At 34.8% G+C, this 17865-nt stretch carries 14 protein-coding genes and 1 pseudogene; 5 read left to right on the top strand and 10 right to left on the bottom strand.

The genetic code is table 11. The features are described 5' to 3' along the window. Positions 1-3: 3 nt before the first annotated feature. The 3 genes from QYC40_RS05440 to QYC40_RS05430 all read left to right on the top strand — a co-directional run bounded on the left by QYC40_RS05440 (position 4) and on the right by QYC40_RS05430 (position 5297). Entirely contained in the window at positions 4-1587 is a 1584-nt protein-coding gene (locus QYC40_RS05440) for an AAA family ATPase (RefSeq protein WP_301992851.1), read from the top strand. 94 nt (positions 1588-1681) lie between these two features. Then, positions 1682-4624, top strand: coding sequence for a class I SAM-dependent DNA methyltransferase (locus tag QYC40_RS05435; RefSeq protein WP_301992850.1), 2943 nt, complete (start codon positions 1682-1684; stop codon positions 4622-4624). Then, positions 4617-5297: a hypothetical protein gene (locus QYC40_RS05430; protein ID WP_301992849.1), complete on the top strand. Its 681-nt coding sequence runs from the start codon at positions 4617-4619 to the stop codon at positions 5295-5297. The genes QYC40_RS05435 and QYC40_RS05430 overlap by 8 nt, the downstream gene beginning before the upstream one ends. Before the next feature lie 401 nt (positions 5298-5698). Here the strand turns inward: QYC40_RS05430 and QYC40_RS05425 are convergent, their stop codons facing one another. The 3 genes from QYC40_RS05425 to QYC40_RS05415 form a co-directional block, all read right to left on the bottom strand. After that, positions 5699-6139, bottom strand: coding sequence for a JAB domain-containing protein (locus tag QYC40_RS05425; protein ID WP_301992848.1), 441 nt, complete (start codon positions 6137-6139; stop codon positions 5699-5701). Positions 6140-6374: 235 nt separating this feature from the next. Beyond that, positions 6375-6590 carry a hypothetical protein gene (locus QYC40_RS05420; protein WP_301992847.1) on the bottom strand — a complete coding sequence of 72 codons (216 nt, stop codon included), beginning with the start codon at positions 6588-6590 and terminating at the stop codon, positions 6375-6377. A 7-nt stretch (positions 6591-6597) separates the two neighbouring features. Beyond that, positions 6598-7227, bottom strand: a complete 630-nt coding sequence (locus QYC40_RS05415) for a hypothetical protein (RefSeq protein WP_301992846.1) — start codon at positions 7225-7227, stop codon at positions 6598-6600. 59 nt (positions 7228-7286) lie between these two features. Between QYC40_RS05415 and QYC40_RS05410 the strand changes: the two are divergent. Continuing rightward, positions 7287-7544, top strand: a pseudogene (locus QYC40_RS05410) (transposase); the annotation flags it as partial. 256 nt (positions 7545-7800) lie between these two features. On the opposite strand, the gene QYC40_RS05405 reads toward QYC40_RS05410, so the two are convergent. From QYC40_RS05405 to QYC40_RS05390, 4 genes are all read right to left on the bottom strand, one after another. Next, on the bottom strand, positions 7801-8472 hold the full coding sequence (locus QYC40_RS05405) for a DUF1629 domain-containing protein (protein WP_301992845.1): 672 nt from the start codon (positions 8470-8472) through the stop codon (positions 7801-7803). A gap of 2 nt (positions 8473-8474) precedes the next feature. Then, positions 8475-9560 (bottom strand): RHS repeat-associated core domain-containing protein, encoded by a 1086-nt coding sequence (locus tag QYC40_RS05400; RefSeq protein ID WP_301992844.1) that lies wholly within the window; start codon positions 9558-9560, stop codon positions 8475-8477. Between the two features lie 376 nt (positions 9561-9936). Next, positions 9937-10914 (bottom strand): hypothetical protein, encoded by a 978-nt coding sequence (locus tag QYC40_RS05395; RefSeq protein ID WP_301992843.1) that lies wholly within the window; start codon positions 10912-10914, stop codon positions 9937-9939. An 18-nt stretch (positions 10915-10932) separates the two neighbouring features. Further along, on the bottom strand, positions 10933-11907 hold the full coding sequence (locus tag QYC40_RS05390) for a DUF6443 domain-containing protein (protein WP_301992842.1): 975 nt from the start codon (positions 11905-11907) through the stop codon (positions 10933-10935). A 102-nt stretch (positions 11908-12009) separates the two neighbouring features. Between QYC40_RS05390 and QYC40_RS05385 the strand changes: the two genes are divergently transcribed. After that, positions 12010-13326: a glycoside hydrolase family 88 protein gene (locus tag QYC40_RS05385; RefSeq protein ID WP_301992840.1), complete on the top strand. Its 1317-nt coding sequence runs from the start codon at positions 12010-12012 to the stop codon at positions 13324-13326. Between the two features lie 317 nt (positions 13327-13643). Here the strand turns inward: QYC40_RS05385 and QYC40_RS05380 are convergent, their stop codons facing one another. Genes QYC40_RS05380 through QYC40_RS05370 form a run of 3 tightly spaced genes read right to left on the bottom strand, consistent with a single transcriptional unit; the run spans position 13644 to position 17858 of the window. Then, positions 13644-14732, bottom strand: a complete 1089-nt coding sequence (locus QYC40_RS05380) for a DUF4998 domain-containing protein (RefSeq protein ID WP_301992839.1) — start codon at positions 14730-14732, stop codon at positions 13644-13646. Positions 14733-14751: 19 nt separating this feature from the next. After that, a complete protein-coding gene (locus QYC40_RS05375) occupies positions 14752-15930 on the bottom strand; it encodes a DUF5000 domain-containing lipoprotein (protein WP_301992838.1) in 1179 nt (392 codons plus the stop codon). 23 nt (positions 15931-15953) lie between these two features. Continuing rightward, entirely contained in the window at positions 15954-17858 is a 1905-nt protein-coding gene (locus QYC40_RS05370) for a RagB/SusD family nutrient uptake outer membrane protein (RefSeq protein WP_301992836.1), read from the bottom strand. Between the last annotated feature and the right edge of the window lie 7 nt (positions 17859-17865).

The raw sequence follows: 17865 nt of genomic DNA, 5'->3' as shown, positions 1-17865 counted from the left end.
TATATGCGTATTACAGAAATTGAAATTAATAATTTCAGAGCTTTCTATGGCAAGCATACGATAAGTTTAGGTAAAGACGGAAAAAACCTTATGGTATATGGGGAAAATGGCAGTGGTAAAAGTTCCTTTTTCTTAGCTTTGAAAACCTTTTTTGAAGCATCAATGCGTAATGTCGATATACGAGGGTTTGAGAATATTTTTATTCCTGAAAGTCAAAAAGACACTGCATATCTTCAGTTTAAAATCAAACAAAACGAACGTTCATCCTCTGAAACGGTAATTAAGGTTGATGTTGTAAATAATACCATTACAGGTAATGACAAGCTTTTAATAGCCGATGCTAATAAAATAAAAGGATTTTTTGATTATAAAAGCCTGCTTAGAACTCATTTAGTTGATACGGATGACGTAAATATCTTTCGGTTACTTATTGAAGAAATTCTATCTGAGCAAGAAAATCGGTTTACAAATAAAACTTTAGGTAACGAATGGCAAGAAATCATTTATGAAAGTCATGAATTGAAACAAGGTCAATGGGTTGTGAAATCTATAAAAGAGAAAATAGAAAATTTTAATAAGGGACTTAAAGAAAAAATACAGTCAATCGAGGATGATACTAATACTTTTATCCAAAGATTTGGATATAGCATTAAGATCAAACTTTCTTTTGATGGAGTTGAATATTATGGACGAAGAGATATTCATAATCAAAATGTAGGCATTAAAATAGATTTTTTCTCAAAACCTATCCCTAAACATCAACATTTTCTCAATGAAGCTAAATTATCGGCATTAGCTATTAGCTTGTATTTGGCAACTATTAAATCAAACCCATCAGAAGGAGTTTTGAAAATTTTGGTATTAGATGATTTGCTCATTGGTTTAGATATGAGTAACCGTCTGCCATTATTGGATATTTTAAAAGAATTTTTTCAAGACGATTATCAAATCATAATGACTACATATGATAAAATATGGTTTGAGTTAGTTAACAATTATTTTGGTATAACTAAATGGAATTACATAGACATATATTCGAAGAAATTAGCAGATGACGACTTTGAGATGCCTATTATTAAACAGAATACGGATTATATAGAGAAAGCTCAATTTTATTTAGATGAGAAGGATTATAAAGCTTCTGCAGTATATGTTCGTAGCGAATTTGAAAAGCTAGTTAATAATTTTTGTGACAAGAATAATTTATTTGTCAAGTATAAGATTAAATCTAAAGAGCTTAAAAGTGATGATTTTTGGAATGCAATTAAACTACAGACAACTATAGATGAACTCCTTATAAACGAGGTAGAGACTTGTCGTGGGACTGTAATGAATCCGTTTAGTCACCACGACTTAAATAAGCCAACGTTTGAAGCAGAATTGATAAAAGCTATTGCAGTTGTGAAAAAACTGAAAACACCTTCTTTTAGGAAAGATGGAGCCAAAACTTTTGAACAATTACAAAACAAGATAAAGGATTTAGAAAATAAGGTACAAGAAAAGGAAGATACAATTCAACAAATTAGACGTGGTCAAGCTATAAATCAAGAGGGCGAAAGATCTTCAGATGGATCAAATTTGATTTGATAAAAAAGGTAGATATTATTTCATTGTGGCTTAAATAGAACTTTTATAAATTGTATCTTTACCCTGTAAACAAATAACGTTTTTATATTACAATATGCCAACAGCGGTTTTTGAAAAACATATTCAGGAGCTTAACTTTTCCTTTATTTCTGATAGAGGGACAAGTGGTGTGTTGTTAACTGCGAACTACGAAAAACTTAACGAGGCAATCGCCAGTCCGGATATTCTATTTGCATTAGAAACAGCATGTAAGTTTGAAGCGGATGCTGTTTATTTTCGTTACTTCCAAGATGGGAGGGCTGCTGTTCCGCAGTTATATATTTTTGATTATACACAAAAGTCTTTAAGTACAGAAGACCGAAACCGTATTCACAGAAATATCTGGAATGGTTATCAGGTTCCTGCGTACATTATTATTGAAAAATCGATTGTTAGTGTTTTTGACGCAAGGGAAAAGCCTAAAGAAGATAAAGAACACTATGCAGAGGAAATCATCAGAAAAACAGGTGATGCGATAAAATCATTCAATGCTCATAGTTTTGATGATGGATTATTTTGGGAAGAGGAGAATAATAAAAAACGTTTCCAGTTTGAGCAATCAGCTACCCGAGATTTGATACGAGGGCTTAAAAATGTGTATGAGGGATTTCAAAAAGAATCCAAACTTAATAAACATGTCGCTTTAAAACTTTTAGTACAGAGCCTTTTGATTAAATATTTGGAGGAGCGTGATGAAGATTCTAAAAGTGGCTATTTTGCAGGAACATACTTTAAGAATAATTTTCAATGTACTGATTTCTGTGATGTTATCCGCAAAGGGAAATTACTTCTTTTGTTAGACAAATTAGCAGAAGATTTTAACGGAAAAATATTTGAATGGGATAAAGAGGATGAAGCTGATGCGAGAGAAGCTATTCAAAAGGGTGAAGTACAAAGGTTAGCTGATTATTTGGACGGAAATAATGATAATGGTCAGCTTGTTATTTGGAGACTATATTCGTTTTCGCATTTACCTGTAGAGGTTATCAGTTCTGTATATGAAGAATTGCTAACTGACAGCAAAGATATTGTCTATACCCCTGAGATGATCGTCTCTACTCTAGTAGATGAGTGTATGCCACTTAAAGTTCCTCAAAAAGACTTTAAGCTGATTGATGTAAGTTGCGGTTCGGGTATTTTTTTAGTCAAAGCATACAAACGAATTGTCCAATGGTGGCGTTATGAACAATGGCAAAAAACAGGGAAGTTAGAAAAACCGTCCCTTGCTGTTCTAAAAGATTTATTACTAAAAAGCATTCATGGTATAGACATTCAACAAGATGCTATACGACTATCTGTTTTTAGTTTGGCTTTAGCCATTTTGGATGAAGTTAACTTAGATCCACCTACATGGGGAAAATTGAAGTTCCCCGATATGAGTGATAATATTATCACTAAAGACTTCTTTGAATTTATAACGGATAATCCACCTAATGATTTTTCATTGGTCATCGGGAATCCTCCATTTAATCCTCCACAAATAGGAGATGAGAAAAAGCAAACGAACAATGGAGAGTATATTAAGTCTGTAAAAGAAAAGTATGAATACAAAAGTGAAATAAAAATTCCTGATGAGAACCTTGCTCTTCATTTTTTAGTACAATCTATGAAGATACTAAAAGAAGGAGGTCTATTGTCTATGATTCAACCTTCTGGTCCTTTGCTATATCAAAAAGATATAAAGTTCAAAAAAGACATTTTTTCTTCTTATAACCTTCTGCAGGTAATTGATTTTACTAAACTAGCTGATAAGCTCTGGGGGAGAAAGAATGTTGCAACTGCTGCTATATTTTTACAAAACACCAAACCAGACTCAGAGTTTGTTTTACACTTAATAGCAAATCGAACCTTTTCCAATACAAACAGATTGTTTTTAGAGTTTGATTATTACGATTTTCACTTTTTAAATAAGTCAGATCTTATTTATAATCCATTTATATGGAAAGCAAATTTATCTGGAGGTGGAAGACTTGTAGAATTGATTAACAGGTTAAGTGCATTACCTACGTTAGGAGATTTCTTAAAAAATAAAAGACAAGTAAATAAATGGGTATTTGGTGATGGGTTTATTAAGGGTAAACCTGATGATGAGTTAGTTGCTTCTGATTTTGAAAAGAAAAAGGGTGGGTATTCAACAGCTGAATACCTTACAGGGTCAAAATGCTTTAATCCCGAGGACTTTGATGAAGAAGGAATAAAAAGAACATTTATACTAACAGACAAATATTTCCAATGGCCAAGACAGGAAAGTTTATTTCAAGCTCCTACTCTTTTAATTAAGAAAAATATAGGAAAAGAAAGTATTCCTGTAGTTTTAGTTCATGAACCGCTTTCATATAGGAATGAAGTAATAGGAATTCATGCTCCAATAGAAGATATTGATGAATTAAAAGAGCTTGAAGCTACTTTAAAAAACAATCAAGTTTTTAGAGCCTATCTTATGTTGACAAGTTCTCGTTCTGGAATTAGTAGATCGAACTATACTCTTTTACAAAAAGATATAATGAACCTTCCCTATTTAAAGGGAGATAAATTATCAGAAACAGAAAATATCGTTATTGATGATTTACTCTCATTGATAACCAATAATGAATTTGGATTACATATCAATGTATCAAAAACAGAATTGGATAACTTTTCAGATATCTTTTGTACAACTTTAAATAGCATCTATCGTATCAGTAATAACCACTTTCAATTATACAAAATTTTACATACAGAAAATTACTATGCAATACATTTTGAATATAGCGAAGAAACTATTACTCCTTTAGAAGAGCAAATATCAGATTTAGAGCAATATATAAAAGAAGCTATTCCTCAAAGAGATACTAACCAACAACACGTGCATATTCAGAAAATAATGAAAGTGTATGGTAGGGATAGTATTATTTTGGTAAAACCAAAGCAATTACGCTATTGGTTGCCCTCTATTGCCCTACGAGATGCTGATGAAGTGTTTGCTGACTATGTAAAAGCCCGTTATCAAGATGCTTAGAGATAGTCTGCCTCCATATCAATTACCTAAACCGAATGATTTATCTGTACCCAATAATCATGAGGTAGAACAGATCTTGTTATTTGTAGATAATTATGTACCTGAGTTTCCTGCTTATTATGAAACCATTAAAGATTCAGATCGAGAAAATAGGATTAGTGATTTCTTGGTAAATCATTTTCAACTTTGTAAAACTGAAAATGATCAGGATTATTTTCCATACGATTTTAGAAAAAATCCAACCCAAGCAAGTTCAGGAAAAGAAACAGATATTGGTGTTTTTGTATTGACAAGGGGAAGAAAACCATCACCCCTTATTGAATTTGAAGCGAAGCGTTTTTCGGAAAGTTCCAGTAACGAGCAATATGTATATGGAGATCGTGGCGGAATTGAACGTTTCAAAAGAGGTCATCATTCTTCACACCTAAAGGTGTGTGGAATGTTTGCTTATGTTCAAAGTCGTACTATTGAAGAATGGTTTAGTAAAGTAAATGGTTGGCTAACTAATCAATTCAATACGAATACCGATAGTTCAATAGATTGGTTGGAGACTGAACAACTATCCCAATATGCTTCATTTTCTTCTGTAGAAAAATATACTTCAAGCCATACAAGAAAAACACTTAAAGACAGTATTTCACTTTGGCATTATTTTATTGATCTAACGACGTGAACTTTGAGGTATTATCGATCTGTCCTAATTACTGAAATGACATTCGTTAATCAAGACCGTTACAAATGTGTTACGGAGCAAAATTTCACAATTCAAAAAAATGTTCATATATTGCTTCTGCAAGTCGGAAACGACGATTTTGCACCGTGTAAAAAGGTACAGACCGAAAGTCTCATAATCTTTTGGTCCCTGGTTCGAGCCCAGGTGGGCGCACTTAAAAACCCTTAATCATCAACTGATTAGGGGTTTTTTCTTAATTTTAATAGTATAATACTGTATGTGGCTGATTTTAAAAATCTAATTGATTTAACGCTAATTAGAAGGGCTTGTACTCATTTTTGTACTCACTTTTAATTGAATCATCCCCTTATAAAGAAGAGAAATCACCACCTTTCTATGGTTTATAAATCTCCATTGTCAGCAAAGCTATAATAGTTTTCATCTGTTAGAATTAGATGGTCGCAAACTTCAATATCTAAAAGTCTACCAGCCTCCTTTGCTTTAGATGTTAATGCTCTATCTGCTTCACTTGGAATTAGTTTTCCTGAAGTATGGTTATGGGCAAGTATCAGTTTTCTAGCTCCTGATTTTAGAGCTATACTATACATGATTTTAAAATCAACTTGTACACAATCCATTCCTCCTTTTGAGAGATTTACAATTCCCAAGATTTGATTTGAACTATTTAACAGGAGTAATTTAAACTCCTCTTGATAATTGATTAGTCCGTCATCCCATTTAAATAAAAAAGCTCTGTATGCATCTACAGAGCTTTTAACTATTGTTCTATCATTTGCCATTATTTTAGGTTTAAATGATATGGATATTTCTGATAAGTTCATATTATTAAATTTATTTATTCATCGTCTTATAGGCATGTTTTCAATAGAATCAGGGTCATAACCTCTACCAAGGAAATCTCCCAATAGCATTAATACTGTCAATATAGCTATAACTATAATGACGGTGGAAAGACAACCTATTTTCTTGCCCTCTTTAGCTTCAGTGTGTTGATAATAGAGGATAATTATACAAATCCAAAATATTAGAAGTTTAAGTAGTTCCATCTATATTTCGTTATGATTTGATTTTCCCTTGGTTTTCTTTAGTAAAACTTTTCAAACCACTATTAACCAACAAATAAGAAATAACAAGAAAAATTACGCAGGCTATTAATGCACCAAAGAAACCAGCTGGCGTCGTGTTATTAAGTTCTTCCATTAAGGACATGATAGAAGAAATAAAAAGTATTATTCCTAGTAAAATTTTAAAAATATTAAATATAACTTTCATTTTCGGTTTATTTAAGGGTGTTTTCAATGCATTTAAGATGATGTTGTAACAACCCTGAGTCTTTATTGGAAATATTAATTAGATGCATCAATTCATCAGATCTTTTAGTACCAAACGATATAAGTTTAAGTGTTTTAACTTTTTTTATATCATCTTTGGTTAGAAGATATAATACCATGTTTGCTGTTTGTCCATTTTGGTTTACCACCTCATTTGCGATTGGTTTTAGTATACTGGATTCATTGTTATCAAAGCGAATAAATAAGTCTCCTTTAGCTTTTAGTAATTCATGTTTTGATTTTAGGAGATTTGTAAGGAAAAAGCTTTCCTTTCCATCTGTTTGAATTGATGTCCCTATTATTACTTTTTCATCCTCGCCTATGGGTTCAGGCCTTGTAAATGTAATTGTAATCCCTTCCGCTCCTTTATTTTGAGAGACATGACAGTCATTGTTTTTTGATTTCTCTTTTTTTATTGGTTCGGATTTGGGGGACGATTCTGGCAAATAGTTTTTAAATAAATAAAACTTGGCCTCATTGATCCCGTTTTCAGCACAATATGCCTTCTTCCTTTTTCCGCTCTGCTGCCAGTCTGCTATCATCGATAGCATATTTTCTCTTTTTTCTTGTATGCTCATGCAACAAAGATCGAAACTTGATACCCTTTATAAAACATGTACTTGGTCGGACGGATACAACCAAACCAAGAAAAAACATGAAAGGAATGAACCTGAGTCAAACTGATAAAATAATGCTCAGGAAACGAGCAATTATTGAATGTGTCAACGATGAACTTAAAAACATTTGTAAGCTGCAGCATACCAGACATAGATCGGTAAGTAACTTCCTGTTGAATATTTTGGGAGCATTAGCAGCATATGCTTTCTTCCCGAAAAAGCCTTCTTTAAATATTCAATTTGAACAGCAAGAAAATCAATTATTCCTTGCTGCTTAAACCGAACTCACGTTATTTAAATAATAGTTCATAGTAACTTTGTCTATTTGCTAAGACAAAGCTTATTTTTTCTTTTGGGACATCATGTCCCAAAAGATGAACTATGTATTTATTATTGCCAATTATGCTGCATTCTGATTTACCGATTACAAGTGGCCCGTTAATTCCGAAATAAACAATAGTTACAAATATTCCGAGTACAAAAAACAATATTTTAAAAACAAATAGCTTCATTTTCCAGTTTCAGTTATTCAAGTTAAGTTAGAACTTTCACTTCATCCGTAAATTTAATGCCTGTTGTATTGTTTCTTTCAAATTCAAGTTTTAATTTTTCTGATACAAACAAACCTCCCAAACGGGTATGAAAAAAATCAAGCGATTTATCAAATCGATTTGTTAGTGCCAAAGTTTTTACTTTAGCTATCCCCTTGAAATTTCTCAATTCATTTTCATCTTTAAATTTAAATTCAATTTCAGGTTCGTTACCAAAACCTCCCGATTTGAAAATTGATTTTTCGAAATCAATTACATCCCAATCTTGTAAAACACAGTAAAATAACTTATAGTTATCATCATAACTCTCATAATTAGAATCGAAGATTTCAGTTTCATAATTTTTATGCTTCTGAATATTAAAATGTTCTAATAATTCAAGTGTTTTTTTCTCTACTAAAAAGTGTCCATGTTTAAGGTATGGCGAAAAACTCATGAAACTTGTTTTCTTGGCTGATTTAAGTTTTTTAAAACAAAACCTGAAATCTAATTCTGGATATTCCTGTTTAGCCGTGAACTCGCTGCTTATAAAAAGATTGTCTAATTTTTTGTAGACCATCTTATCATATGACTTTTTATCAAGCTCTACCTGGTAAATTCCATTTTTAACTCCAATAACTTTTGGATCCCAATCTAATCTTAAATTGTAGTACATATTTAGAATTTGAAATATTGATTTAACGTACCCCCTGAACGATATGCATCACCAATCATCAACCTCATTTTGTGTTGTAAGTTTTGCATTGAATTCAAATTTAAATTTCCAGACTGCTTTAGCATATTCATTTCATTCATAATAAAATTATTGTAAGAAGGATGATTGCCATGAAATGGTGTCGGTAACTTTTTAAGATTAAACATGTCATTTTGTTTCCAACCAATTGCTTTTAAATCCGTCTGAAATGTTTTATATACTTGATTTGGAATTATATGATGCTTCTGAAAAACCGTTGTACTCGTCTTAGCAGCAACTTCCACTCCAGTTTCGGCAATTTCTCCAGTTAACTTTGCAGCTAGCTTTGCTCCTTTAGCAAGTTTAGCTATGGGTAGACTTGAGGCTAAAGCAAATACGCCCTCTCCAGCGGATTCTGAGCCAATTAATTGAAAGGTAACTCCTAATAACGCCGTCGGTGGGATATAAGTTAAAACATCTCCAATAACCCTATAATCTTCATTAGTAAATTTATAGGGTCGGTATATCCCACTCGATGATCCATAAAAATAACCAGGTAAACTTGATCCATCCAAAGTGAAGGCATCTCTCAGACTATTATTAATTTTTTGATACCAAGGGGCATCAATTTTGCCGATAACTAATATCTCCTCTATATTAACAACATCCCCTTCTTTATATCTTTTCATGAAATCCTCAGTTGAAGAGAGGGTATCCATTCCTAAAGGGCCTAAGTAACTAAGAGGATTATTCAGAACGTATTGATAACCACTGCGATCAAAATGATTTTCGGCAAGTGGATCTATTACGTTCCAACGCCCGATTTCAGTATCATAAAATCTTGCACCATAATCGTATAAACCTTCAAGTGTATAAGAACTTCCAAAAGAATGTGAACCGCCTGAGAGTTCATTCTGTCTTTCTTTCTCGTTGTAAAAATAGCGATTGTCATTAAATATATAATTACTGTTAGCATGTCTTTTCCCAAAAGCGTAATAGTCATTTTGTTGAACAATGTCTACTGTATTTGAAGACCTTCCTTTTTTAATTACTGATCTAGTATTTCCCAAATGGTCTTTCAGAACATAGTAGTAAATGAAAGAATTTCCGTTTGGTATAATATATCCTTCTGGTGAAGCAATTCTTGTTAGCGAAGGTGAGTTTACACCAACCTGAATATACTCCAGTCCTTTTATGTGATCATACTGAGTATTTATTCCAGCAATTGAAGAATTTTTTCTCAGCTTTTGTCCTAATCCATTATATGTGTACCCTACACTTACCCCTGTCTTACTCGCAGATTTTGGAAGATTTAGAATTATAACCTACATCCATTCCAGTTCTGTCTTTGATTGCATTCCCATTTCCATCATAAACATAACTGGCCGAAATACCTCCAGTTAGTGTCTGTAATCTATTTGTTAATAATGAGTTGACTGTGTAATTCTAATTGATTGATGCGGTATCGGAAACCATTTGATTATTCCTAACCAATTTCTTTATATTCCCCATATCATCATACTCAAGCCTTTCATACATTTGCACACCAGTACTGGATGCTTTTGTAAGTTGGTTTAGGGAATCATAAGTGTAATTAAATGTATTAGGTGTACTAGCACCATGCCCCCAAAGCTGTTGAGCAATATTACCATTGTACTGTGGGTTAATACCAGAATTATAATTGAGTTGAAATGAAAATTGTGGTGATGAGGAGCCTGTTATCCATCCTCTTTCATTAAAGGAATAATTTATATTACTTAAAAAGGTTGTACCATTATCTACACTATGTAGTTTTTTAGATTTTAGCTGTCCTATTTCATTATATTCATTTCGGGATAAAATTATTTTTGGATCTGAATTCATTTGATGCAAAACATCTTTAATTCTGCCAACATGATCATATTTATAGGAAACTATAATATTAGTAGGGTTAGTAGTTGAAGATGGAGTGTGTTCTCTTTTGCTATTAACTAGTTCTCCAATGAAATTGTAAGTATTTGTGACGTAGTCTGTACCTGTAGTGCTTAAATGATTCTGTTCCGCTAATTGAATTAATCTTCCAAAATCATCATAATAAAATACTGAAAGCAAAGGAGACGAACCGTCATATTTGAATGTTTTCCGTCCAGTAAGTAATGTCTTTACATTGCTTGACGTGTCAGATTGAACCGAGGTTTCTAATAGACCGTTAGGTTTAAAGTTGTAATCATCATAGTAATTTATGACCAAGTAGGAAATAGTTGTTCCTTGCTCAATCGTTGGAAAAGTTGTAGTTGAATAAGAAGAATCTCCGTTTCTGTTTTCATATAATAAACCAGCATGACTATTCACATATTGTTGCATAGCAATTCTGCTAGTTATTAATGGGTTTGAGTAGATGCCAATGGAGGTTGTTCTTAAAAGAGCATCAGTTCTAAAAAACATCCATTTGTTATTACTCCTTTACATCGAGTCCTGAGTCAATACTATCTGATCATTTTTGTTGTATACGATAAATTCCCAACCTTTTCCAGGAATTTTCTTTTCTACTAACCTTTGACGGCTGTCATACTTATAGGCGTAAATCTGTTCTTTAAAGACCAAGTCTGATTCCGAATAAATATTGCCTGGAAAAATTGGAGGGATTACATATCGTAAATTTCCGAAATCATCATAGACATAATATGTGTCTATTTTTTTTGTGTCATTTTTCCATACACGATTTAATACCAATTGACCTTTGAAATCAATAAATTTTTCTCTTATCCCGGATTTACCTGACATCCAGTTTTCATCTTTATAGGTTGTCTTATATAACGATCCAGCGGGATAATTTTTTATTGATTCAGCACCCGAGTTTCCAGACTTGATTTTCCACAGTTTTACCCCTTCAATCCCATCGTCTAAATTTGTTGAATATTCATAGACCAAAGTCCGACCAGTCGCACCTCTCGTATTTGAAGGTTGCCATGCCTCTCCAGGAAACCCCTGTTGTTTTATCCTTTTAAGTGTGTTGTTCTCATAAATTGTTTCAGCATAGGGCTTTGATGTTTTCGTCACAGAAACATCCCAGCTTCCAGAACTATAATATGCAGATTGATTTAACTTTGCGTTACTTTTGAAACTCCCAGTATTTCCGCTTTGATCTGCATAGGGCAGATATTCAAACCGTTCCATTCCAATGCTGTCATATTCAAAATATTGAATTAAATCTTTTTTTAATGGGCTTGCCTGCCAACCAACTATTTGTGCAGGGCGACCCAAACCATCAAAATATATAATTTGTGTGCGAACTGAATCTGCTGGCTTACCAGTTATTTCAACAAATGACTTATAAGGCCTTAATGGTTGCTTACTAATAATATAGTTTTTCCCCAACGTTGGATTTTGAGCATTTAAAATTGTTAATCCAAGAAACAGTATTTTAAGAATAGTCAAAAAAATATTTCATTATTAAAATTGGTAGATGTGATTTATAACATTATTTAATCCTAATTGTTAATGTAGTATAACCATGATATTTCGGCCGAATTTATCGGGTTGGGAAACTCCTCAGTAATATTTAATGGCATAATTTCTAAAAGATTATTACGTAACTTATTAGAACCATCAGATATGAGAATCAAAATCACTTCGTTAATAGCTGCTTCGGTCTCAGTATTGTTGTTCAGTATGAAACCGCATCAAGAGGGTTTCATTCCTGAAATTTTCAAGAAAGCCGACAGACAATATAATTACTTAACCAAAGAAGCCGATGCGTTGAACAAATTCCCGCGAACGACTAAAGAGGGAAAACTTGTAGGTACAGACGAGTGGGATTGGACTGGAGGATTTTTCCCAGGTTCATTATGGTATTTATACCATCAAACGGCAAATGAAAATACAAAAGCTGAAGCAATTAAATGGACAGAAAAATTAGAAAAAGCCAAAGATTTAGACCAACATCATGATATTGGTTTTGTCATGTATTGTTCCTATGGTAATGCAATTAAATATTCAAAAGATCCAGCGAAGGTAAAAGCATATAAAGATATTATTATCCATTCGTCGAACACTGCATTGAAAAGATTTGATGAAAAGGTTGGAGTTATCAAGTCATGGAATGAAAAGAAAGCCTGGGACAATAAGACCATATGGAAATACCCCGTTATTATCGACAACATGATGAATTTGGAGATGTTGTGCTATACTTCAGATATAACAGGTGACCCTAAATATAAGGAAGTAGCGATCAGCCATGCCAACCAAACGATGAAATATCATTTCCGCCCAGATTACAGCACTTATCATGTTGTTGATTATGATAAGAACGGAAAAGCTTTACACCGTCAAACAAATCAAGGCTATGCTGATAATTCGACTTGGGCACGTGGACAGGCATGGGCAATATATGGGTTTACAATGATGTATAGGGAAACAAAGAAAACCGAATATTTAAAAACTGCCCAAAATGCTGCGAAATTTTACATAAATCATCCAAACCTTCCTTCAGATAAAATTCCAAATTGGGACTTTAATGCTCATCAAGCAGGGTTTAAATCAGATGTTGACTTCACAGGAAGAAATATCTCTCCTGTACCGAGGGATGCATCGGCTGCAGCAATAGTCGCGTCAGCTTTAATAGAACTCTCTACTTTTTCGAAAGGCAGCGACAAAACGTTGTTCTTAAATTTTGCAAAACAAAGCCTAAAGAATTTATCTAGCCCTGAATATTTTGCTGATTACAAAACGAACGGTGGGTTTCTTTTAAAGCACAGTGTAGGAAGCTTGCCACATAATTCAGAAGTAGATGTACCACTTTCCTACGCAGATTATTATTATCTAGAGGCATTAACTAGGCTTCAGGAATTAAAATAAAATTGATAGTGATAATTATTTAGGAGCGATCCATTGGATTGCTCCTTTTTTTGTCTAACCATTAATCCATCATCAACGGTACTAGCTTATTGCAACAAAGGATAGAAAGTAGATTTTAGTGATTGTCTAGTCAGGAATTTACAATTCAATATTGATCGCCTGGCAAGTTATTCCAACTGCGACTATTTATATATTGCGCACAGGTAGCAATAAACAAGAATGCCAACTCTTATTTTAAAAGTTGGCATTCTAATTTCAAGAAAAATGCTGAAAACTATTCACTGCCTTTTCAGCGACAATTTTTCTAAATCCTTTTTCTAAAATTTAGCGGTGACATCGAACTCACCCATTACAACATAATTCTTCGGTCCCCTAATTTGCTTCACCTGGAAATAACGAAAAGCATTTGTTGCCGTAAGGGTATAAACCTGTTCAGCGTTGCTTAAGCGGTTGAAAGGATAGTTGCCGAGGACAACAAAGTTGACATTGTCATTGCTTCCAAGAAACTGGACTTCATCGGGCCCCTCTTCATTGGTCGGAGTTTGTCGCCAAAGACTTGCTGAAGTGAGGATGCGTGGAACACCGAAATCAACAGTAAAAAAATGAGGATAAGTATGAGGTGAAAGAGTTCCCCATCGAGTTGCCGGATTTCCGTCAATCATTTTTGCAGGTGTATCCGTATTATAATAGCTCGAATAACCGACAATTTTCCATTGTTGTTTATTTAACTTATTGACTTCAAAGAATTCCTCATCGCTCACCATCGTTTTATATGCTGTTGCTGGCAGATAGACAGTTCGCATATTATAGGAAGTTCCTAGCTTATAGTCGGATAAGATCACCGAGTTCTCATTCGCATTTACACTAACCGTCTTCTCTTGATTTGATTTTGTCGTATAGGTCACTTCCGACTTCACGATGTCACTCGATGAATTTACTGGATCGAAAAGGATATAAATCGTATTATCCACATTTACACGAGCTTTCGCTGTCCTATTGAGTAACGATGCTTGATAACGCTCCCCGTGAATGGTTCCTGATACTTCAACCGGCACAGAAACATGCCCCTCCTCATCATAAGTCTTGATCACGAAGGTATAGAAATTCTCCTCCAAGTTCTTGATGAGGCATGAGACCTGTGTTTGATCTACAGGCATAACAACATCCATCGAGTCAGTATAATAATTCCAGTAAACTCTCGCTTTTGTTACTTTTGGATCGGAGCCTCGTTTCCATGTTAATTTTGCTTCATTTAAGCCAGATTTAACTTCTGCGTCGAGTACCTTGCCTGGATAAATAATGCCGCTAGGAACAACGTATTCCTTATAGGTGCTATCCATTTTCTTGCATGCCGTGAATGACAACAATCCAATGAATCCCAATATTAAATATTTAATAGTCTTCATATTTTCTTGTTTTAAAACATTAAAACTCTCCCCAAAATGATAATTCCGAAATGGTGACCTGATTAGCTCCTACCGCCCAAGTCTCCGTTGTTTTAAAACGAATATATCGGTAAGCGGGTGGCGTGAAAGGCATTTCAAAATCTTCGCCGTTTGTATATCCGTAAGCAATATCTTCAGCCGTCAAAGTACCAACAGGAGTTCCTGAAGGCTTGAAAGAATTGAAAGCGCCAATCTTTGTCCATCCCTCCCAACTTCCATCTCTCGACGGATTATTGCTGCCCCATAATTCAAAGGCCTTCACACAGGAATAATTGTAGGTAAAATTCTGAACCCGTTGGTGTGCTTTCATCCGGCTCAAAACGACGGGAACTTTTAAATCGACCGTAAACCATTGTGGCATCGGCGTATTATTTCTGGAGGCGTATATGCTTGCGCTTGCTACTCCATCCCACATATTGCTTAATGCGTAGCTACCGGATAGCGCAGGTTGATCGGTAGGCAATTCATATGTAGCAAATGGTTTTGGAACGAATTTTTCGAACAGCGGCGTCAAGTCCCTTACGACAGCGAGTGATTTATTGCCCCAGCGATCTCTTAGGTAAACCGAAAATTTCATTGCTTTACTCGACAATCCGCGCACAGTGAACACTCCAGAGTCGACAGCGGTGTAGAATGTTTGCAGTGGTCTTAATACTCCATTCCCTGCCGTATCAGCATCAATAACGATTGCGAGGGATGCTTTCAATTCATTTTTAATTCTGACACGCACCCCACCAAATGCAGTTTCAATGCTCAGATCATCATAGGCGATTGATACTGGTGGTTTCAAGGGCTTAACTTTCACTAAGACAGGCTCGGAAACTTTTTCATTCCGCCCCACACTGAAAATCTTGACTTCCTGTTCTTCTGTAGTGCCGAAGCCTTCCAATCTTAATGTATCTGAATAAATTGACGATTTGCTTTCTTTGAGAACACCGGGGGTAACTTCATAAACGGCTTTAACGTAGGATAAATTAACGTCTTTATTCAGCTTGTATTTCAGAATTGCCCCACCAGGAGTATTTTCAACAACAACATTGGACACTTGAGCAGGCGCTCCCCCATTGCTGTCTATATAGTCCATTCGTGGTTCTTCTTTACAGCTCTGAACAACGAAATTGATAATCAATAGGACAAATAATTTAACAGTATTTTTCATAACTTAACGATTATGGAATTTAATTACCAACCTAGGTTTTGTACTAGGTTTTTATTACTTAACAAGTTGGCGTCTCTGATTGGAAAGAAGTAATCTTTCATAGAGAATTTTTGGGCATAAATCAATTGCTTCTTATAGTAAGCCTCAGTAGTTTGTCCAAAGACATTCCATCCTTCTATAGGCCTCGATAATTCATCGGGAGCAGTCTTCCAACGCTTCATATCCCAAAACCGCACACCTTCAAAAGCTGTTTCAATCAATGTTTCCCTACGTATGATTTCACGCATACCTGCCTGGGAGCTGTACTTGGTGTTTGTTGCGAAATTGTCCCATGCATCACGAATGGTAGGTAAGCCGGCGCGTTTTCGCACGATATTGATATATTGATGAACCTCTTCAGTTGGCCCTGCATTTTCATTCAAAGCTTCAGCATACATTAGATATAAATGCGGAAGTCGAATTAATGGCCACGGATAATTAACTGTCGAGTATCCACCATTATTGGCTTGTGTACTTTGGTAATGGACAAACTTTTTCACAAAGTACCCTGTAATTGAGCCAAAGCTTCCTTTTTTTCCATTCTTTTGCCCTAGTTTTCCTTCTACAAAGTAGATCCCGGAAGGAACTTCGTCGTTGTAATAACCATGTCCGTACCAGACTCCTCCATCAAAACCCAAGGAGGCATAGAAACGCGGTTCACGATCGAAGTTGCTTTCTGCAGTTTCATAGTTCAACCGAATTAGTCGCTGATCTTCAATACCCCCTACTCGGGTGGTGATATTCGTCTGCCAAGTTTTGTCTTCATTTATAGGCACACCATTTTTCGTATAGAACATATCAACGATTTTTAACGGCACTGCCAGTTCGTAAGTAACGTTTGGATTATCCAAATAAGTCGTCAAATGGGGAGTTGCCCAGAGCTGTATATTACTTGCAATGCTCTGCGTATTTGCCCAAATAATTTCCGAATTCCAACGCTCATTGAACGCATTGCGAAGTTTCAATTGTAGTTTCAATTGTTCAGAGATATTCGTTGTCACTCCTCCTGGTATAAATTCATATAGCTTAATTCCAGCATCATGACATTGATCGATGGCCTCTTTACAAGCATCGGCAGCAAGTTTCCATTTCTGTGCGTCGTAGACTTGATTAAATAACTGCAAACCATCGCGATTTTTTAATGCTGCTTGATCTTTATTTCCATTAAAAAGTGGACTTGCAGCGGTCAGTAAGACTTTTGCTTTTAAAGCATATACAATGGGTTTTGTAATACGCCCCATCATCCTTATCGGATCTGTAATTGTAGGTTGCAAATCATCCTTCACCTCATCCAACAGTTGAGTAATATATTGAAAACAACTGTCGACTGGCGCTCTTGATATCTGAACATCAGCGACATTAATGTCTACCGGTAAGTTTTCTTTTACGAGTGGTATTGGACCGTACATACGCACTAAATAGAAATGGTAATATGCTTTTAGAAATTTGACCTCAGCAATCCATTCTTTGCGCTCTTCTTCGGTCATATCTTTAACTCTTTTGATATTTTCTAAAAAAATATTACAATCGCGCAGACCTTTATACAAGTCGACCCATATCGCTTCTCCCGCCGGATTTATTGTTGTTTGGCGCCCATTGGCAATATTGAACATGATATGGCTAAATCGATAGCTGCCTGAAAGGTCGTTCGTCCAGATTTCATCGCCCGCTAACATAGCTGGATCGCTTGCCATGCCTCCATCCTTGGGCATATAAGAATAACAGGTGTACAAGTATTTTTCGGCTTCCGATCGCATTGCGAAGGCGTGGTCTAAGGTTGGTATGTTATCAGGAATAATATCAAGATAACGATTACAAGCACCGAATGTCAGCGTCAAAACCAACAACATGACGGTCAGGTACTTTTTATAAAAATTAAAGAATTTCATGGTCGTT

Origin of the sequence: Sphingobacterium sp. BN32 (genome assembly GCF_030503615.1) — a bacterium.
GTDB lineage: Bacteria > Bacteroidota > Bacteroidia > Sphingobacteriales > Sphingobacteriaceae > Sphingobacterium.
This window is presented reverse-complemented; position numbering and strand designations above follow the sequence as displayed.